The organism is Vibrio sp. D420a, assembly GCF_030248625.1.
GTDB lineage: Bacteria > Pseudomonadota > Gammaproteobacteria > Enterobacterales > Vibrionaceae > Vibrio > Vibrio fortis_A.
In genome coordinates this window covers 22,130-41,502 of the sequence record NZ_JAHGAN010000041.1, presented here as the reverse complement: position 1 = coordinate 41,502, position 19,373 = coordinate 22,130, and the positions used below count along the sequence as shown (strand labels likewise).

The following is a 19,373-nucleotide window of genomic DNA, read 5'->3' as shown; positions in this document are numbered from 1 at the left end:
AAAGCAGAAGCGCCGTGCTTCTGCTCTCTTTCATTCACTGGCTTCTAACCAATCCTAAACTCGGTCTTCTCGTACTGCTTTACTAACCACTCCCCAAAGCCATCAAGAATACCAATTACAGAACGCTTCGGTACCGGTTTACCTGCGAGCAGTATCCCTAAGCGTTGAATCTCAATCTCTCGATCTGGATGATACTTTAGAAACTGTTGACCACATTCGCGTGGATCGTCATACCAATACTTATCTCGGTACATGATCAGCGAGTAACTGGCTCTAAGTAGCTTTTTCGTAATGATAACTTGCGCGGCAATCTGCTCTTCCGGCGTCGCGGCTCGGGCAATCTTGTTACGATAAACCGCTAACCAGTTTTCAACGTCCATATTCCAATGCTTAGCAATCTCCCAACTGGTCTCGAAGTCGCCATAGCAATCTGAAAGATCCTCGCCATGTACGCATACCGCTAGATGCTTAAGCATAAAGCCCCAAGTGAAGATATTCTCGAAGTCGACAATTTCACTGACTAGCGCTGTTTTAATAGAGACTTGCGTTACCTGAGGAAAGCTCTTTTGGAAGCGCCATTTAATCGTATTGAGTAGCGTGGTTCTTTGATCGGCAAACGAACGGTGCGTGACTACAACAACATCAAGATTAGAATGCCCAGGTTGTGCCGTTTTCCTCGCGACACTGCCATAGATGTAAACGCTGTGCAGATTCGAACCTAAGCCACTTTTTAAAAATGTAATCAGGTCGTTTACCACAGGTTGAAACTCAGGCTGGAAAGGCACTTTCGGGTCAATAACAGGTAGCTGCATAAGTGAGTTCGTCAATAAATTGAATGATTTAACTATTTCTCTATGATCGCTTAGGAGACTTTATGATTCAAGCTATTCCTATTTATAGGTTCTCCGAGATATAATCATCGGATAGAACCAATAAGGATAAACACAAAATGCCTAGAGCAAGTGAAATTAAAAAAGGTTTTGCGATCGACGTAGATGGCAAAACGCTTCTAGTTAAAGATATCGAAATCACAACACCAGGCGGTCGTGGTGGTCAAAAGATCTACCGTTTCCGTGGTAACGACGTAGCAACAGGCGTAAAAGCTGAAGTTCGCCATAAGGCTGACGAAATCGTTGAAACTATCGATGTGACTAAGCGCGCTGTAATGTTCTCTTACGTTGATGGCAACGAGTACATCTTCATGGACAACGAAGATTACACGCAGTACATCTTTAACGGCGAGATGATCGAAGACGAGCTTCTATTCATCAACGAAGAAACTCAAGGTATGTACGCAATCCTAATCGATGGTAACGCTGCAACACTTGAGCTTCCAACTTCTGTTGAGCTTGTTATCGAAGAGACAGACCCGTCAATCAAAGGCGCTTCTGCATCTGCTCGTACTAAGCCAGCTCGTTTCGCAACAGGCCTAACCGTTCAAGTTCCAGAGTACATCGCAACGGGTGATAAAGTTGTGATCAACACTGCTGAACGTAAATACATGAACCGCGCAAGCTAAGATACTGATATGACCGAAGCTAATGACTTAATGTCTTATGATGATGCAATCGACACTGCATACGACATCTTCCTAGAGATGGCACCGGATAACCTAGAGCCTGCAGACGTGATTCTATTCACTGCACAGTTCGAAGATCGCGGCGCTGCTGAACTTGTTGAAACGGGTGACGATTGGGTCGGTCATGTTGGCTTTGAAGTCGACAAAGAGATCTACGCTGAAATTCGCATTGGTCTAGTAAACGAAGAAGACGACGTTTTAGATGACGTTTTCGCGCGTATGCTGATCAGCCGCGACCCAGACCATAAGTTCTGCCACATGCTGTGGAAGCGTGACTAGAACTTAAGATTGTGCTGCTCTATTCAACGAGCACACTAATATCTTAGCCGAGCTCCGTGCTCGGCTAATTTTTGTCACCGATTTCACCATTACCAATTATGACCAAAGCAAAAACTGATACTCAGTCAAAAGGCTATGCCTGTATTGGCTTGGTAAACCCAAAAACACCAGAAAACGTAGGCTCGGTTATGCGTGCAGCAGGCTGTTACGGCGCAAATTCTGTGTTCTATACAGGTACGCGCTACGACCACGCACGTCAATTCCATACCGATACTAAAGAGAAGCACTTAGAACTTCCGTTGATTGGTGTTGAAGACCTAAAAGACATTATTCCTGTAGGGTGCGTACCTGTTGCTGTTGATTTGATTGAAGGCGCTAAGCCTCTGCCTGAATACAAGCACCCTCCTCGCGCGTTCTATATTTTCGGCCCTGAAGATGGCACATTGAAGAAAGAGATCACCGATTTCTGTCGCGAGACGATTTACGTTCCAACCAATGGTTGCATGAACTTAGCCGCAGCGGTGAACGTGATTCTTTATGATCGCATGGCAAAAGGCGATAACTTCTCGAATCATAAATAAAAAATGAGATACGAGACACGAAGAGATTTATAGCTTCACGAAACCAAAGTAAGAAAAGCGTAAAACACAAGACAGTTGATCACTGCAGCGCTTTTCGCTACTCGATTACTCTCATCTCGCATCTTCCCCTTCTTTTGGACGTAAAAAAACCTGCTAAGTTAGCAGGTTTTTTAGTATTCAAAAGAAGTCGCTAATTATTGACGAGTTCTTGGCTTAGCTGGCTTGTTCGGGCGGTTCGTGTTGTTGCCACGAGAACCATTTCCTGAACGAGAGTTGCTTGGCTTACCCTTGCTGCTCGGTGCGCTGCGACCTGCATCTGGCGTTGTGGTGCCGCGAGTTGCTGGCTTCTTGCGCTTAGGTTGGTTGCTACGGCCTTTTGGTGCATTTGCACGCTCTTCGTGACGCTTAACAGCACGACGAATCTTCTGGCTACGGGAACGCTCACGTTTACGTGATGTGTTCGAAGGATCAAGGTCTAGTAGCGTCTCTTTCTCAGGCTTAAGCTCTACCAGTTGACGTAGGTAGTTTACCTCTTGAAGATCGAGCTCTTTCCAACCGCCACGAGGCAGTTTCTTGTCTAGATAGATATCACCGTAACGAACACGCTTTAGACGGCTCACTGTCGTTTCTTGTGATTCCCAAAGACGACGAACCTCACGGTTACGACCTTCGTTAATCGCTACGTAGAAAGTATGGTTCATACCTTCGCCACCAGCGTAAACGACGTCTTCGAAACGTGCCATGCCATCTTCTAGCTCAACACCGCGTACTAGGTTCTTAACCTTCTGTTCAGTCACTTCACCGAACACACGTACTAGGTACTCACGCTCAACCTGACGGCTTGGGTGCATTAGACGGTTTGCTAGCTCACCATCGGTTGTGAAAAGTAGAAGACCTGATGTGTTCGCATCAAGACGACCTACCGAGATCCAACGTGAACCGCGGATTTTAGGTAGACGATCAAACACAGTACGACGACCTTCTGGGTCGTGGCGAGTACAAAGCTCACCTTCTGGCTTGTAGTAAGCAAGTACGCGACAAACCACTTCTTCAGACGCTTTACCTGATACAGTGTGACCATCAATACGAATCACTGAGTTTTCATCTTCTAGACGCTCACCCAATTTCGCGACTTGGCCGTTAACGCTTACACGACCTGCTCTGATTAAAGCTTCCAGCTCACGACGAGAGCCGTGACCAGCTCGCGCTAAAACCTTCTGTAATTTTTCGCTCATTTACTCTTTTCTACCTAATTGTCGTCTTCACAGACGTCGAATGAAATATACGCGACCAAAATCGCGGTCGCGCATTATCGCAAAGAACCTTTGAAAAATCACTCGTTATTTACACATTACCGTCGAATGCACAGTAACATGATGTGAACGAGTTTCAGGGTTACTCGAACGGTTCTGGATCGCCTGAACCAACACGAACGACTACTGGATCATCATCGCTAAAGTCAACTACCGTGGTTGGTTGCTCACCTAAGTAACCGCCATTAAGAATTACGTCAACTGCATGTTCTAGACGATCACGGATCTCTTCAGGATCAGATTCCGTTGTCTCGTTACCCGGTAGAATCAAAGACGTTGACATCAAAGGTTCGCCCAGTGCTTCCAATAGATCGAGTGCAATCTTGTTATCCGGAACACGAATACCAATGGTCTTTCTCTTCGAGTTCATTAGACGACGTGGCACCTCTTTCGTTCCTTTAAAGATGAACGTGTAAGGGCCCGGCGTGTGAGCTTTTAATAGACGAAATGCCGTGTTATCAACACGTGCATAAAGAGAAAGCTCAGAAAGATCGCGACAAAGCAACGTGAAGTTATGCTTATCATCGATTTTACGAATCTGACAGATACGATCTAATGCTTGTTTGTTTTCAAGCTGACAGCCAAGAGCATAACCCGAGTCTGTTGGATAAACCACAACACCGCCATTACGGACAATTGCAACCGCTTGATTAATCAAACGAGCTTGTGGGTTATCTGGGTGTACATAAAAAAACTGGCTCATTATTTTTCCTCATTATCGAGTCTCTCGACTCTATCTTCAGAAGGAGCTTGTTCGTCTGGTAATGTTTCAGGTGACGAAAACGTTTGAAACTCCCAATCTTTCCATACTTCTTCGACTCCAGAAGGCAGCCAAAGATTGCGCCCTAACTCCATCCAAGGAGACGGGTAATGAAAATCACTGCCTTGAGAGGCTAATAGTTTGTATTGTATAGCATAATCCGCAAGAGTGCGTCTTTCTTGTTGCGCCTGTTGCGGTTGAGCCACTTCCATCGCATCACCGTTCGCTTCAACAAATGCAGTCAATAGACGTTTCACCCATTTAGCAGTAAAGCCATAGCGCCCCGGATGAGCAAGTACCGCTTGTCCGCCAGCAGCATGGATTGCCGTGACCGCATCACTCATGCTGCACCATGTTGGTGGCACATAGCCCGGGTTATTGCGCGTTAAGAACTTCTTAAACACTTGCTGCATGGTCTTCGCGTAGCCATTGTCAACCAGCCACTTAGCAAAGTGAGCTCGGGTAATAGGCGCATCACCGGCAATCGCTTTCACTTCTTCTAACACACCTTCGCGCGTCGCTTTTTCCAGTCGCTGGGCGATCAGCTCCGCTCTGCCGATACGATGCTGTTTCTGCTGTTCAATTAACGCACTGAGTTCTGGTGATTCTGGGTCGACATTCAAACCAACAATATGGATGTCTTTGTTCTGCCAAACGGTTGAAATTTCGATACCGTTAATCAATTGAATTGGCAGCTTATTATCAAGGATATAACGATGCGCCTCATCAAGGGCATCAACTGTGTCATGATCGGTAATAGCCAGAACTTCAATATTGAAGCTCAACGCACGGTCAATCAGTTCAGGTGGTGTAAGTCGACCATCTGAAGCTGTGGTATGGCTATGTAGATCAATTCTCATATTTTCTGTTCATTATTTTTGCATTTAACACGATATTTGCTTTATTGGGCTTGACTTGCGAGCCTTGAACTAGTTAACTAGTACACAAATACGAAGTACCTTTATTTATAGGCTCACTATGTTACAAGAATTTAACCAGCACCATAAAGATAAAGTTTTAGAACTTTCTTCAGTAGAAGCAAGTTCAGAGCTTAATTGGTGGCGCACTTGGACAGGTTCTTGGTGGGCTAACGTGTACTTCTAATTAAACAGATTGTTTATAAAAAGTTTATCACTAAGCCCGCTTTCATAGCGGGCTTTTTAATTTGTCGGACATCTCACATTCAACTGACTAACAAATCAACGAATTGACCAGATTCTAGATTGGGCGAACGGTATCTTTATGCGACTATGTACGGCAGGAAATTTAAAGAATCATAAAGGAGGTCTTGTGAACAAGGCCATTGAAATCAAAAAGCTGGGAACTATTGATGTCATCAATGCGACAGTTCCTTACTCGCAAGATCCAACAAGCGTGTTCCACACATTGTGTGAAAATAAAACGGACAGCTTGTTGCTAGAATCTGCTGAGATTGAGTCTAAGCAAAACCTCACTAGCCTACTGCTTATCGATTCTGCCGTGCGTATCGTATGCGAAGGCCATCAGGTCACTTTCCAAGCTCTGACAGATAACGGTCAACATCTGATCGAACACCTAAATGCGAACGTGAAATCAGACATTGAATCTGAACTGAAAGACAATGTACTGACTCTGACCTTTACTCAACCAAGCATTAACCTAGACGAAGACTCTCGCCTAAGAGAAGCTTCTTCATTCGATGCACTTCGTTTAGTTCAGCACAGCTTTACACAAGACCCAGACAACAAGCACGCGCTTTTCATGGCGGGTCTATTTGCATACGACATCGTGGCAAACTTCGAGCCACTTGGCGATGCAGAAGCGACTAATAACTGCCCTGACTTTGTCTTCTACGTGGCTGAAACGCTACTTCGTTTTGACCATCAACAGAACGAAGGTCTGCTTCACGCGAGCGTTTTCTCAGAAGATCAAACAATCAAAACTCGCCTGACTGAACGTTTAGCGGATATCCAAACTCAATGCCAATCACTAAAAGAGATTGCAGAAGTCACTCCGCTTGATAACGTTGAAGCTGTACCAAGTGTTTCTGACGAAGATTTTTGCCAGACTGTTCGTGACCTAAAAGAGTACGTGGTAAAAGGCGATGTATTCCAAGTGGTTCCTTCTCGTCGCTTTACTCTGCCTTGCCCAGCACCACTAGCAGCGTACAAAGAGCTGAAGCAGAGCAACCCAAGCCCTTACATGTTCTACATGCAAGATGAGCTGTTTACTCTGTTTGGAGCTTCACCAGAAAGTGCTCTGAAATACGAGAAAGAGACCAACCAAGTAGAAATCTACCCTATCGCCGGTACTCGCCGTCGTGGTAAGCGTCCGAATGGTCAAATCGACTTCGATCTAGATAGCCGCATTGAATTAGAGCTGCGCACCGATAAAAAAGAGAACGCCGAGCACATGATGCTGGTTGACCTAGCGCGAAACGACGTTGCACGTATCTCTGAAGCAGGCACTCGCCACGTAGCAGACCTATTGAAAGTGGACCGTTACAGCCACGTAATGCACCTCGTTTCTCGCGTTGTAGGCCAACTTCGTGAAGACCTTGATGCTCTGCACGCTTACCAAGCTTGTATGAACATGGGCACGCTAACAGGCGCACCTAAGATTCGTGCAATGCAGCTGATTCGTGATGTTGAACAGACTCGTCGTGGCAGCTATGGCGGCGCAGTAGGCTACCTAACGGGTGAAGGCACTCTAGATACTTGTATCGTGATTCGCTCAGCTTACGTTGAAAACGGTATTGCTCAAGTTCAAGCTGGCGCAGGTGTGGTATTCGATTCAGACCCACAGGCAGAAGCCGACGAAACTCGCGGTAAAGCTCAGGCCGTCATCTCTGCGATTCAAGCAGCGCACACTGCATCTAAGCCAACCTCTAGCAAGCAGGAGTCTTAATCATGGCTGATATCGTATTTATTGATAACTTTGACTCGTTCACTTACAACCTAGTAGACCAGTTCCGTTCACTAGGCCACAACGTGAAGATCTACCGTAATAACATCCCTGCAGAAGCGGTAGAAGCAGCGATTAATGAGCTAGAAAACCCAGTTGCGTTGCTTTCTCCGGGCCCAGGTGCTCCTGCTGACGCTGGCTGTATGCCAGAGCTGATTCAACGCTTAAAAGGCAAAGTACCGATGATTGGTATTTGTCTTGGTCACCAAGCAATTGTAGAAGCATACGGCGGTAAGGTTGCAGGCGCTGGCGAAATCATTCATGGTAAGGTTTCGATGATGGAACACGACAATCACGCGACTTACCAAGGTCTTCCTTCTCCGCTTGCAATTGCGCGCTACCACTCTTTGGTTGCGACTCACGTACCGGAAAGCCTAACGATTACCGCTGAAGTCGATGATTTGGTGATGTCGGTTGTCCAAGAGCAAGACAAGGTGTGTGGTTTCCAATTCCACCCTGAATCCATCATGACAACATACGGCGCAACTCTATTGGCGAACGCCATTGAATGGGCTTTAGAAAAGAACACAACTCTTGAGAAGAATGGAAAATAGGACACGATCATGGAACAGATTATTAATAAGCTTTACGACCAACAATCTCTTACTCAAGAAGAAAGCCAACAGCTTTTCGACATCATCATTAAAGGCGAACTTGACCCTATTTTGATGGCGTCAGTACTGACTGCACTAAAGATAAAAGGTGAAACACCGGATGAGATCTCAGGCGCAGCGAAAGCACTGCTAGCAAACGCAAACCCTTTCCCACGCCCTGATTACGATTTTGCAGATATCGTAGGTACAGGTGGTGATGGCCATGACACGATCAACATATCTACAACTTCAGCATTCGTTGCAGCAGCGTGTGGTCTAAAGATTGCGAAACACGGTAACCGCAGCGTATCAAGCAAATCGGGTTCATCGGATCTTCTTGATAAGTTTGGTATTAACCTAGCGATGAGCGCAGAAGACACTCGCTCTGCCGTTGATAAGCTTGGCGTTGCTTTCCTATTTGCACCGCAATACCACGGTGGTGTACGTCACGCGATGCCAGTACGTCAAACAATGAAAACTCGCACCATCTTTAACATCCTTGGTCCATTAATTAACCCAGCTCGCCCTAACATCGAACTGATGGGTGTTTACAGCAAAGAGCTAGTGCGCCCTATTGCTGAAACCATGCTGCAAATGGGTATGAAGCGTGCAGCTGTGGTTCACGGCAGTGGTCTAGATGAAGTTGCAATTCACGGTGAAACCATCGTTGCAGAGATCAAAGATGGTCAGATTCATGAATACATTGTGTCTCCTGAAGATTTCGGCCTCAATCAGCATCCGCTAGAAGCAATCAAAGGCGGTACGCCAGACGAGAACAAAGCTATCACCACAAATATCCTAACAGGTAAAGGGACTGAAGCTCAGACGGGTGCAGTAGCGGTTAACGTTGCTCTACTGATGCGTCTATTTGGTCATGAAGATCTAAAAGCCAACGCAGCGAAGGCAATGGAAGCAATGAACTCTGGCAAAGCGTATGAGCTTGTAAAGCAACTTGCCGACCACGCATAACGAACAAGATTTGAGACTACAAAGATGACACAGACAAACGAAAAGTTATCAACTCACGTTTCTGTAAAAGAAGCAGAAATGGCAGAAGTATTAGCAAAAATTGTTCGCGACAAGTATCAATGGGTTGAAGCGCGTAAAAAGCAGCAACCGCTAAATGAGTTCAAAGATGCGCTAATCGCTTCAGACCGCAGCTTCTATGATGCACTAAGCCAAGAGCAAACCGTATTCATCACTGAGTGTAAAAAGGCGTCACCTTCTAAAGGCTTGATTCGTGATGACTTCGACCTTGAATACATTGCATCGGTATACAACAACCATGCAAATGCGATTTCGGTACTGACTGATGAGAAGTACTTCCAAGGAGATTTCGAATTCTTGCCTAAAGTACGCAGCATCGCTAAGCAACCAATCCTATGTAAAGACTTCATGGTCGATACTTATCAGGTTTACTTAGCTCGTCACTACTCGGCAGACGCTATCCTACTGATGCTATCTGTACTAAACGATGATGAGTACCGTGCTCTCGCTGAAGTTGCTCACTCGTTAGGCATGGGCGTGCTAACAGAGGTTAGTAACGAAGAAGAGCTGCACCGTGCTGTCGGATTAGACGCGAAAGTAATTGGCATCAACAACCGTAACCTTCGTGACCTAAGCACAGATCTGAACCGTACCAAAGAACTGGCGCCTCTGCTTCGTGAGTTAGCACCAAACGCAGTCGTGATATCAGAGTCTGGTATCTACACTCATCAGCAAGTGCGTGACTTAGCGACATTTGCAGACGGCTTCCTTATCGGTAGCTCATTGATGGCAGAAGAGAATCTAGAGCTTGCCGTTCGCAAAGTAACATTGGGTGAAAACAAAGTTTGTGGCTTAACTCACCCTGACGATGCAGCTAAAGCTTACCAAGCCGGCGCGGTATTCGGTGGTCTAATTTTTGTTGAGGCGTCTAAGCGTTGTGTTGACCTAGAGGCAGCACGCTTGACCATGAGTGGTGCACCACTTAAGTACATTGGCGTCTTCCAAAACCATGACCAAGCTAGCGTTGTCAATGCCGTGAAAGAGCTTGGTTTATACGGTGTTCAGCTTCATGGTGAAGAATCACAACAATATGTGAGTGAACTTGCAAATCAGCTACCAGAACATGTGGAGATTTGGAAGGCTTACGGTGTCGAAGACTCGCTGCCGACGCTGTTAGAAAGCAATGTGTCTCGCCATCTGCTTGATGCAAAGGTAGGCTCTCAGACTGGTGGAACAGGTCAAGTCTTCGACTGGCAACTGATCAACGATCAGAGCTCTGTGATGTTAGCGGGTGGTTTGAACCCAGATAATGCACAGCAAGCGGCCGCTTTAGGCTGTTTAGGGCTCGACCTCAACTCAGGTGTTGAGAGTGCTCCGGGTAAGAAAGATGCAGACAAACTCAACAAAGCGTTTGCTGCCATTCGCCAATACTGAGTGACTAGCCCAACTTAAGAACAGATGATTCACTGTAGATAGCCTACAGACCCTATTTCAGAGCATCGCAATGAGGTGCTCTACAAGATTAAAGACATTGGTATCCAGACATACCAAGCAAATTGAAGGAATAACACGATGGCTAAACTTGATGCCTACTTTGGTGAATACGGTGGTCAATACGTACCACAGATTCTAGTGCCAGCCCTAGAGCAACTGGAACAAGCGTTTATCGACGCTCAAGCGGACCCAGAATTCCGTAGTGAGTTCATGACACTGCTTCAAGAGTACGCAGGTCGTCCAACAGCACTGACGCTAACTCGTAACCTAACGAAAGGCACTAAGACCAAGCTTTACCTAAAGCGTGAAGACTTACTGCACGGTGGCGCGCACAAAACCAACCAAGTGCTTGGTCAAGCTCTGCTTGCAAAACGCATGGGTAAAGAAGAGATCATCGCTGAAACTGGCGCAGGTCAACACGGTGTAGCAACCGCTCTGGCTTGTGCTCTGCTTGGCCTTAAGTGTCGTGTTTACATGGGTGCAAAAGACGTTGAGCGCCAAAGCCCGAACGTATTTCGTATGAAGCTAATGGGCGCAGAAGTCATCCCTGTGCACTCTGGCTCTGCAACGCTAAAAGATGCGTGTAACGAAGCACTACGTGACTGGTCTGCAACTTACGAAGATGCGCACTACCTACTAGGTACGGCAGCTGGCCCTCACCCGTTCCCAACCATCGTTCGTGATTTCCAACGCATGATTGGCGAAGAAACCAAGAACCAAATTCTAGCTCGTGAAGGTCGCCTACCTGACGCAGTTATTGCTTGTGTGGGTGGTGGTTCAAATGCAATCGGTATGTTTGCTGATTTCATCGAAGAAGAGAGCGTTCGCCTAATCGGTGTTGAGCCAGCGGGTAAAGGTATCGATACTGACCAACACGGTGCACCGCTTAAGCATGGTAAAACGGGCATCTTCTTTGGTATGAAGGCGCCGCTAATGCAAGACCCTAACGGTCAGGTTGAAGAGTCTTACTCTGTATCAGCAGGTCTAGACTTCCCTTCTGTTGGTCCTCAGCACGCACACCTTAATGCAATTGGCCGTGCAGAATACGACAACGTAACCGATGATGAAGCACTAGAAGCCTTCCAAGAGATCGCGCGCAACGAAGGCATCATCCCTGCACTTGAGTCTTCTCACGCTGTTGCACACGCACTGAAAATGGCTCGTGAGAACCCAGAAAAAGAACAACTATTGGTTGTAAACCTATCAGGTCGTGGTGACAAAGACATCTTCACCGTACACGCCATCTTAGAAGAAAAAGGAGCTATCTAATGAACCGTTATGAGAAGATGTTTACGCGCCTAAACGAGAATAACCAAGGCGCATTTGTACCGTTCGTAACGGTTTGCGATCCAAACGCAGAGCAGTCTTACAAGATCATGGAAACCCTAGTTGAATCAGGTGCCGATGCACTAGAGCTGGGTATTCCATTCTCTGATCCGCTAGCAGATGGCCCAACTATCCAAGGTGCCAACATCCGTGCTCTGGATTCAGGCGCAACTCCTGATATCTGTTTTGAGCAGATTGGTAAGATTCGCGCGAAATATCCAGAGCTGCCGATTGGCCTTCTAATGTATGCAAACCTTGTGTACTCTCGCGGTATTGAAGACTTCTACGAGCGCTGTTCAAAAGCTGGTATTGATTCTGTTCTGATTGCTGACGTTCCAACTAACGAGAGCGCAGAATTTGTTGCGGCTGCTGAGAAGTTCGGTATCCATCCAATCTTCATCGCACCACCAACGGCAAGCGATGAAACATTGAAGCAAGTGGCTGAGCTTGGCGGTGGTTACACTTACCTACTTTCTCGTGCCGGTGTAACGGGTGCAGAGACAAAAGCAAACATGCCTGTTGGACACATGCTTGATCGTCTAAACCAATTCAACGCGCCACCAGCGCTACTCGGTTTTGGTATTTCAGCACCTGAGCAAGTGAAAGAAGCGATTGAAGCAGGCGCTGCAGGTGCGATTTCTGGTTCAGCGGTTGTAAAAATCATCGAACAGAACGTAGAACAGCCACAAATCATGCTTGATAAACTGGCTGACTTCATTGCTCCAATGAAAGCGGCAACGCAAAAGTAGTCGCCAACAAAGCGTTCGCTAAAGGTGATTAAAGCCACTTTAAGAAGTAAAAAGCGCTCGAGTATGGGCGCTTTTTTATTGCTCTCAAAACTTAATCACTCTTCATTGCTTTCTTAATTGCGGCTTCATTCAATGAAGCCTTAATGGGATCGGTTATCTTATCCACCAAGTCGACTGGCATTGGGAATACAATCGTTGTAGTTCTCTCGTTAGCGACTTCTGTTAACGTCTGCATATATCGCAATTGAATCGCATTAGGTGACTTGTTCAATACATCCGCTGCTTCTTGTAATTTAGTCGACGCTTCTAGCTCACCCGTTGCATGTATCACCTTAGCACGGCGAGAGCGCTCCGCTTCTGCTTGTTTCGCGAGAGCTCGAACCATACTGTCATCTAGGTCGACATGTTTAATTTCAACATTGGCGATTTTAATCCCCCAGTTATCAGTGTGCTGATCGAGTATCGCTTGCAGGTCTTTGTTGAGTTCTTCCCGCTCTGACAAAAGCTCATCCAGTTCATGCTGACCCAGCACGGAACGCAGCGTAGTTTGAGAGAGTTGGCTTGTCGCCTCCAGATAGTTCTCGACATTGTTTATAGCCATCTTAGGATCGAGCACGCGGAAGTAGACTACAGCGTTCACCTTCACCGACACGTTATCTCTGGTGATCAAGTCTTGTGTTGGTACATCTAAAACAATGGTACGTAAGTCGACTCGCACGATTTGTTGTATGAAAGGAATGATGACAATCAGACCCGGCCCTTTCACTCTATAAAAACGACCTAAGAAAAACACCACTGCACGCTCGTATTCGCGCAGCACTTTGAACATGCTAGCTATCAACAAGATAACAAGCACAACCACAATACCTATCGTGTGTATAAACATAACCGCCCCCTTACTGGTAACGATAACTAAGGAGATTTCATTGGGTCATCTCTCCACCCATTTCGCCTATTTAGACCGAGTCGATGAACCTCCGACATGATCTTCGACATCCACTGCTTCAATATCTAGCGCTTCTACATCTAATGAAAGACCTGTTAGCTTAGTCACTCTGATACTTTGTCCAACTTGCAGCTTATCGGTACATTTGGCTTGCCAGATTTCACCTTCAACCAAAACTCTACCTGCTCCCGGAAAGCCACTGACAACTTTGCCCGTCTCACCGACTACCGCTTCCATGCCCGTTGTCACTCGCTGATTTCTCACTCGAACTAACATGGATATCGTCACCACAAAAAAGCCGACAGAGAATAGGCTGATGCCAATGATTAATGGTAAAGCAATTTGATAGCCGGGCACTTCGGTATCCATCAACATGATGGAACCGAGTGAAAACGCCGCTACACCACCTAAACCGAAAATGCCGAAGCTTGGACTGAAAGCTTCAGCAATCATCAGCGCGATCCCAAGCAGTATTAACGCTAGACCAGCGTAACTGACAGGCAGCATTTGCAATGAATACATCGCCAACAGCAAACAGATACCACCAAGCACACCCGGTAGACCGACTCCAGGGTTATAAAATTCAAGAAGTAAGCCGTAAATACCGATGAGCATAAGAATGTAGGCAACGTTAGGATTGGTGATCACTGACAGCAGACTGAAACGCCAATCTTGCTCCCGCTCTACAAAGGAGACCTGATTGAGCTGAATTTCCTGATTAATGCCATTAATGATGACTGTGCGTCCATTGGTCATCTCGACCAGCTGCTGTAAATCGCTCGCAATAAAATCAATCACATTTAACTCAAGTGCATTTTCTGAGTCCAAGCTAGCCGCCTCTCTTACCGCTTTTTCAGCCCATTCCTCATTGCGATTGTGCAGTTTCGCCAAGCTGACGATATAAGCTGCAGCATCGTTGATGACTTTTTTCTCCATCGCTGTGGTTGCTTTTACTTGGTCAGAATTCTCTTGCTTAGTATCGTCCTGCTCACTCGATTTCGATTTTTCATCTTGATTAGAGTCGTCTTGCGGAGACAAAGGATCGGAAGGTGCTTTCCCTCCCCCAAGCGATACGGGTGTTGCAGCGCCTAAATTGGTTCCGGGAGCCATAGAAGCGATGTGACTGGCAAGTAAGATATAAGTACCAGCACTAGCGGCTCGCGAGCCAGCAGGCCCAACCCAAGTCGCGATAGGAACCGGTGATGTAGTGATGGAGCGAATGATGTCACGCATCGACGAATCCAACCCGCCGGGCGTATTTATTTTTAATATGACGAGCTTGGCTTGCTCATCATGAGCTTGTTCTATTTCTCTCGTGAGATAATCGCTGGTCGCCGGACCTATCCCTCCATTCACCTCTATGACCCAAACATCGTCGGCTTGAGAATTTGCAGAGCTGAACAGCAGAAGAAACGCAAACAGACACTTCAATATAAAAGCCATGCCTCTCTCCTTACAACTGAGATGCTAGATAGACGTTTTATTTTAAAGCGCAGAGGTAACATCTTGGTAATAACTCGATACCTTAAGCATAGTTCAGGCTAAATTTCGCACAACAAACATACTAATCTCGAACCACACTAGAACGCTTAAAAAAAGCGCACAAATGAAACGCAAATGTTAAAGACTGTGTATTAACATCCTCAACTTGAAAGCATTCACAAAACACACAGGGGTCAGGTTTTTATAAATTAAACAAATAACACCACATCAAACAACCAAAGCAAACGTTTGCTTTAGAGCAAAAGATCGCCAAATAACATTAATGTCACGTTTTTTGATGCATTTTCGTCTCTGCTCATATTGATAAATGTAACAGATAAGTGTAAAACTCATCACGAAATATTCATCCAATGGTACGACGTACATTGGCATGTAGTTCTAGGAATTTTACATTTTGTAGCACAGAGGTAACGGAAGTGTTAAAAGAAAAGAGTTTACTAGGCAATATCGGCATTCAAGTCGTTATTGCTATGATCGTGGGTACTGTAGTGGGTGCCATGATGGGCGAGAGCGCAACTATGTTCGCTCCTCTAGGTGCGATCTTTATCAATTTAATCAAGATGCTGGTTATCCCATTGGTAGCAGTTGCACTGATCTCAGGCGCGGCAGGCCTAGGCAATAGCTCATCTGCGGGTAAAGTAGGTATCACTACTCTAGGTTACTTTGCACTGACTTCTGCACTGGCTGTTGCCCTTGCATTGATCATGGGTGAAGTATTCGAACCAGGACGCGGTATCGACGTTTCTGGTGTTGAAGGTATGTTCTCATCTGAGTATGCATCGAAAGGCGAACTTCCAACTTTCTGGGCTACCATCACAGGTATGATCCCAACCAACGTTTTCCAGTCTTTAAACGAAGCAAACATCCTTCAGATTCTAGTATTCTGCCTGTTCTTTGGTATCGCAATCTCTAAGCAAGCAAAAGAGAAGCGTGAGCCAATCATCAACGGTGTAAACGCTATCGTTGACGCTATGGTATGGATGATCAACAAAGTAATGATCATCGCGCCTCTTGGCGTATTTGGTCTGATGGCTGAAGCGGTAGGTACGTTCGGTTTTGGCGCACTAATGGTTGTATTCAAACTGTTCGTTGTTTACGTAGCTGCAATCCTAGTATTCGGCTTCGTTGCTTACCCACTGATGATTCAAATCTTCACAAAAACATCAGCGAAGAAATTCCTGACAGCAATGAAGAAGCCTCAAGCAGTAGCACTTTCAACAGCGTCTTCAATGGCAACTCTACCTGTAACTATGGATACAGTAGAGAACGAGCTGGGTGTTCGTAACTCAACTGCATCATTCGTACTGCCTCTAGGCGCGACTATCAACATGTCTGGTAACGCGATTTACTACGGCCTAGTTGCTATCTTCTTTGCACAGCTATTCAACATCGACCTATCAATGGGCGCGTATATCGCAATCATCGTGACATCAACTCTTGGTGCTGTAGGCCAAGCGGGTGTTCCAGGTCCATCATTCCTAGTTGTAGCCGTTCTGCTAGCAGCAGGTATTCCAATCGAAGGTCTACCACTACTGTTCGCTCTTGACCGTATCTTCGACATGATTCGTACAGCTCTGAACATCACTGGTGATGCAGCGTGTGCAGTTATCGTTGACTCGCTAATCAAAGACGAAGAGAAAGAAGCTGAGCTACAGAAGCAGCAAGCGTAATTTCGATTCCATCGATAAGCAAAAAGCCACTCTATGAGTGGCTTTTTTTGTTCTAAGGGAAGTAAATAGTTGAAAAGGCGTAAACTGCTTTGCTTCCGATTATCTCGAAATGACGTATAAAGCAACTCAATATGTATGGCTACTTTCGGTCTTGAGTAAACTTGCTATTACTTCTTGATATTGGTTTAAGTTAAAGGTAGAACGGTCAGAGTTAAATTTTTTCTGCCTTGACTCTAAATAGGGTTGAGAAACCAGTGAGTTCATCAACATTTGGTAGTAGTGAAAATTCGATTCGTTACAGCCATCAACTAAATAAAGGAGGTTTTCAAGAGTTTTGTGATAGGTGAAACCGAACTTAGATTCTTTTAATCTTTGTACATTATCGTGATTGAATGAACTGCCACCAAGAGTAAAGAATAAAAATATATTGGGTGCACTTTCCCAAAAATCAATTAGCTCAGCGATTAACTGTTGTAACTGTACCCCTTCTACTCTTTGATATTTGGAAAACTGCTCTTCAAAACGATGAGTATGCTCTTCGATGAGCTGATCAAATAATTGCTCTTTATTATTAAAGTAATAGAGAATTAACGCAGGGCTCACTCCTGCAGATTTAGCAATAGAGCGAATAGATACTTTATTATAAGGCTGACAAATAAATAACTTTTCTGCTGCGTTTAATATTTCTTCTCTTTTTTCATTAGGCATCAGACTGTATTCCACCCGCTTGTTTACATATACAACACATCTTATAACTCGAATAAACAATCTCAATATGGAACAAAAACATTTAGAACACGGTTAAGTAACCTGCATGATGAAGGCAACATTTAAAAAATGCTCTTAAAATGTAATCAAAATTAAGCTGAGTAATTACTCCAACAAACAATAACATAGAAGTTTGCAATACCATGTAAGGGTTCAGTAAGAGCCATTGTTTCAACGTAAGCCAATGTAAGAGTGGCGCTCAAATTGAGCGCCACTTTTAAGTCTAGAGTTTCAAAATCACTTTAACTGAACTATCAACTAAGGATTCATCAATATAAGCAATGGTATTCGAGGAGCTTGCAACCATGTCCTTTGCAAGGCTCTCCTGCCCTACTGATGTAGGTGGTTGACCTTTACCTGTAAATACTCGCTTAGCCCAATATGCTTGCAACTGAGCCTCTGTCTTTTGAGTAATGGCTTGATGGAACTCTGTTTTCATTGGATGCCCATCTTCCAAGTCAACCGCTTCAATTTGCAGTGACTTCGCTTTACCCAAATACAACTTCTTCACTGTGGATGCATCAAGCTCACTCATCGACGGGCTTCCAACTACAACGATGCCTGCGAACGCATTTACACTGCTAAGAAGAGCAGCGGCTAATAATGTTTTTTTCAACATGACTCTCTTCCTTAAAATACAGCGTCAACTTTCAAAGTGTACAAGATGTTTTCGTCGTTCTTATATTCCGATGCTATGCCGCCATAAGTTGAACCCAAGCCAGTCAGGTAGCTAATGTCACCTTTCAGGGCAATATTTGGAAGGAAGTCCCAACGTGCACCGATGCTGTACGTAGTGCGTTGTGTATTTAGCTTATCAGCCAATGCTTTTGCTGAGCCATATGCGTATCTCGCAGATACACTGTTTGGATTTTGAAGTAGATTTGCAAGCTGGCGGTCTGCCGTTGCGTTTCGCTCGTCATCGTCTTGTGTTTCCATGTGTGAAACTGTCACGTATGGCGTTACTTCATTCAAGCGGTACGCCGCTGTTAGGTATGCAGCATCAACGTCGTAGTAAAAACCTTCAACCGTTGTGCGAGTCACTTCAGAAACCAGCATTAGGTTGCCATTTTCGTATCGACCCCCAACACCGTAGAACTTAGCTTTGTCATCATCAAACGTTGAATTTAGCACTGACTGGTTGTTTTCGTTCCAGTTCGTAGAAGAGCTAATCACAGACTGTGCGTAAACGGCACGAAGCGTCCAAGTGTCATCAGTCCAATTGACTACACCACCAGCAATATCATCAAACTGTGTATCAGCGTTGTAGCTATGCTTTGATACCGATAGCTTTTGTGAACCGGCAAAACCTTGGAATGAAAGCGTACTGTCATCCAGTTCCATATCGTAAATGAAGTCACCACCAGTGAGAGAGGTTAAAACCACTGAGCCGTATACTTCGTTAGGAACTCTCACGCCAACCTGGGCATAACCGACTTCTAAATAGTCAGAGTACATGAACAGTGGCAAACGTAACTTACCGCCACGAACAGTCAAGTTAGGTGTCACTTTGTGGCTTAAGAATGCCCACTCTACATCTGGAGACCAGTTCTCTTTTTTATTGCCACGAGCGACCATTTGAACAACCGCAGAAGTCGATTCATTAACTTCGAACTCACCTTGCAAACCGAACAAAGAACCTTCATCAAAACGCACTTTATTTTCCGACTTCATGAAGCCATGGTTTTGATTACCTAATTGCATGTTTAAAGACGCAAAGCCATTGAAGCTAAACTTATCGGCAATTGAGTTTTGCTCTTTCGCTTCAAGGATCGCGACCTTTTTCTCTAGCTCAGCCAATTTTTGCTCATCTGCAGCTTGTGTTGCGAACGACGCCGCAAGCGCTACTGCCACAGGCAATAAGCGAAATGGGGAGTGAGTCATT

Annotated in this window: 20 protein-coding genes and 1 other annotated feature; of the genes, 11 read left to right on the top strand and 9 right to left on the bottom strand. The window is 45.3% G+C overall.

Features of this window, described 5'->3' with window-relative positions:
* Positions 1-44: 44 nt before the first annotated feature.
* Entirely contained in the window at positions 45-812 is a 768-nt protein-coding gene (locus tag KI743_RS21275; RefSeq protein WP_285468068.1) for a nucleotidyltransferase domain-containing protein, read from the bottom strand.
* Between the two features lie 137 nt (positions 813-949).
* Between KI743_RS21275 and yeiP the strand changes: the two genes are divergently transcribed.
* The 3 genes from yeiP (at position 950) to KI743_RS21260 (ending at position 2,439) form a co-directional block, all read left to right on the top strand.
* Positions 950-1,519, top strand: coding sequence for an elongation factor P-like protein YeiP (yeiP, locus tag KI743_RS21270; protein WP_032549304.1), 570 nt, complete (start codon positions 950-952; stop codon positions 1,517-1,519).
* A 9-nt stretch (positions 1,520-1,528) separates the two neighbouring features.
* The gene (locus tag KI743_RS21265; RefSeq protein ID WP_032549305.1) at positions 1,529-1,858 is read left to right on the top strand and encodes an HI1450 family dsDNA-mimic protein; all 330 of its coding nucleotides are present in this window, start codon (positions 1,529-1,531) and stop codon (positions 1,856-1,858) included.
* A 98-nt stretch (positions 1,859-1,956) separates the two neighbouring features.
* Positions 1,957-2,439 (top strand): RNA methyltransferase, encoded by a 483-nt coding sequence (locus KI743_RS21260; protein WP_032549306.1) that lies wholly within the window; start codon positions 1,957-1,959, stop codon positions 2,437-2,439.
* A gap of 194 nt (positions 2,440-2,633) precedes the next feature.
* Here KI743_RS21260 and rluB read toward each other — a convergent pair whose 3' ends face one another.
* The 3 genes from rluB to KI743_RS21245 form a co-directional block, all read right to left on the bottom strand.
* Positions 2,634-3,674, bottom strand: coding sequence for a 23S rRNA pseudouridine(2605) synthase RluB (gene rluB / locus KI743_RS21255; RefSeq protein ID WP_032549307.1), 1,041 nt, complete (start codon positions 3,672-3,674; stop codon positions 2,634-2,636).
* A gap of 160 nt (positions 3,675-3,834) precedes the next feature.
* The gene (locus tag KI743_RS21250; RefSeq protein WP_032549308.1) at positions 3,835-4,455 is read right to left on the bottom strand and encodes an L-threonylcarbamoyladenylate synthase; all 621 of its coding nucleotides are present in this window, start codon (positions 4,453-4,455) and stop codon (positions 3,835-3,837) included.
* Complete coding sequence (locus tag KI743_RS21245; RefSeq protein WP_285468066.1) at positions 4,455-5,372, bottom strand: PHP domain-containing protein; 918 nt, start codon at positions 5,370-5,372, stop codon at positions 4,455-4,457. The genes KI743_RS21250 and KI743_RS21245 overlap by 1 nt, the downstream gene beginning before the upstream one ends.
* Before the next feature lie 118 nt (positions 5,373-5,490).
* Here KI743_RS21245 and KI743_RS21240 point away from each other — a divergent pair, with 118 nt between their 5' ends.
* The 7 genes from KI743_RS21240 to trpA all read left to right on the top strand — a co-directional run bounded on the left by KI743_RS21240 (position 5,491) and on the right by trpA (position 12,604).
* Complete coding sequence (locus tag KI743_RS21240; protein ID WP_032549309.1) at positions 5,491-5,616, top strand: trp operon leader peptide; 126 nt, start codon at positions 5,491-5,493, stop codon at positions 5,614-5,616.
* Positions 5,563-5,677 (top strand) — a sequence feature (Trp leader region). It overlaps the preceding gene by 54 nt.
* 125 nt (positions 5,678-5,802) lie before the next feature.
* Entirely contained in the window at positions 5,803-7,398 is a 1,596-nt protein-coding gene (locus KI743_RS21235) for an anthranilate synthase component 1 (RefSeq protein WP_285403812.1), read from the top strand.
* A gap of 2 nt (positions 7,399-7,400) precedes the next feature.
* Positions 7,401-8,009 (top strand): aminodeoxychorismate/anthranilate synthase component II, encoded by a 609-nt coding sequence (locus KI743_RS21230; RefSeq protein ID WP_152468520.1) that lies wholly within the window; start codon positions 7,401-7,403, stop codon positions 8,007-8,009.
* A 9-nt stretch (positions 8,010-8,018) separates the two neighbouring features.
* Positions 8,019-9,017: an anthranilate phosphoribosyltransferase gene (gene trpD, locus KI743_RS21225; RefSeq protein WP_285468065.1), complete on the top strand. Its 999-nt coding sequence runs from the start codon at positions 8,019-8,021 to the stop codon at positions 9,015-9,017.
* A gap of 24 nt (positions 9,018-9,041) precedes the next feature.
* Positions 9,042-10,469, top strand: a complete 1,428-nt coding sequence (gene trpCF / locus KI743_RS21220) for a bifunctional indole-3-glycerol-phosphate synthase TrpC/phosphoribosylanthranilate isomerase TrpF (protein ID WP_285468064.1) — start codon at positions 9,042-9,044, stop codon at positions 10,467-10,469.
* A 138-nt stretch (positions 10,470-10,607) separates the two neighbouring features.
* Positions 10,608-11,798 carry a tryptophan synthase subunit beta gene (gene trpB / locus KI743_RS21215; RefSeq protein WP_032549317.1) on the top strand — a complete coding sequence of 397 codons (1,191 nt, stop codon included), beginning with the start codon at positions 10,608-10,610 and terminating at the stop codon, positions 11,796-11,798.
* Entirely contained in the window at positions 11,798-12,604 is an 807-nt protein-coding gene (gene trpA / locus KI743_RS21210) for a tryptophan synthase subunit alpha (protein WP_285468063.1), read from the top strand. The genes trpB and trpA overlap by 1 nt, the downstream gene beginning before the upstream one ends.
* Before the next feature lie 91 nt (positions 12,605-12,695).
* On the opposite strand, the gene KI743_RS21205 is transcribed toward trpA, so the two are convergent.
* Both KI743_RS21205 and KI743_RS21200 read right to left on the bottom strand, forming a co-directional pair.
* Complete coding sequence (locus tag KI743_RS21205; RefSeq protein WP_285468062.1) at positions 12,696-13,490, bottom strand: slipin family protein; 795 nt, start codon at positions 13,488-13,490, stop codon at positions 12,696-12,698.
* Between the two features lie 66 nt (positions 13,491-13,556).
* Positions 13,557-14,993 carry a nodulation protein NfeD gene (locus tag KI743_RS21200; RefSeq protein WP_285468061.1) on the bottom strand — a complete coding sequence of 479 codons (1,437 nt, stop codon included), beginning with the start codon at positions 14,991-14,993 and terminating at the stop codon, positions 13,557-13,559.
* A gap of 530 nt (positions 14,994-15,523) precedes the next feature.
* Here KI743_RS21200 and KI743_RS21195 point away from each other — a divergent pair.
* Entirely contained in the window at positions 15,524-16,723 is a 1,200-nt protein-coding gene (locus KI743_RS21195; RefSeq protein WP_253895403.1) for a dicarboxylate/amino acid:cation symporter, read from the top strand.
* 126 nt (positions 16,724-16,849) lie between these two features.
* Here the strand turns inward: KI743_RS21195 and KI743_RS21190 are convergent, their stop codons facing one another.
* The 3 genes from KI743_RS21190 to KI743_RS21180 form a co-directional block, all read right to left on the bottom strand.
* Positions 16,850-17,431 carry a TetR/AcrR family transcriptional regulator gene (locus KI743_RS21190; protein WP_285468060.1) on the bottom strand — a complete coding sequence of 194 codons (582 nt, stop codon included), beginning with the start codon at positions 17,429-17,431 and terminating at the stop codon, positions 16,850-16,852.
* 283 nt (positions 17,432-17,714) lie between these two features.
* Positions 17,715-18,110 (bottom strand): phosphate ABC transporter substrate-binding protein, encoded by a 396-nt coding sequence (locus KI743_RS21185; RefSeq protein WP_285468058.1) that lies wholly within the window; start codon positions 18,108-18,110, stop codon positions 17,715-17,717.
* 11 nt (positions 18,111-18,121) lie between these two features.
* Positions 18,122-19,372 (bottom strand): hypothetical protein, encoded by a 1,251-nt coding sequence (locus KI743_RS21180; RefSeq protein WP_285468057.1) that lies wholly within the window; start codon positions 19,370-19,372, stop codon positions 18,122-18,124.
* Position 19,373: the final 1 nt, after the last annotated feature.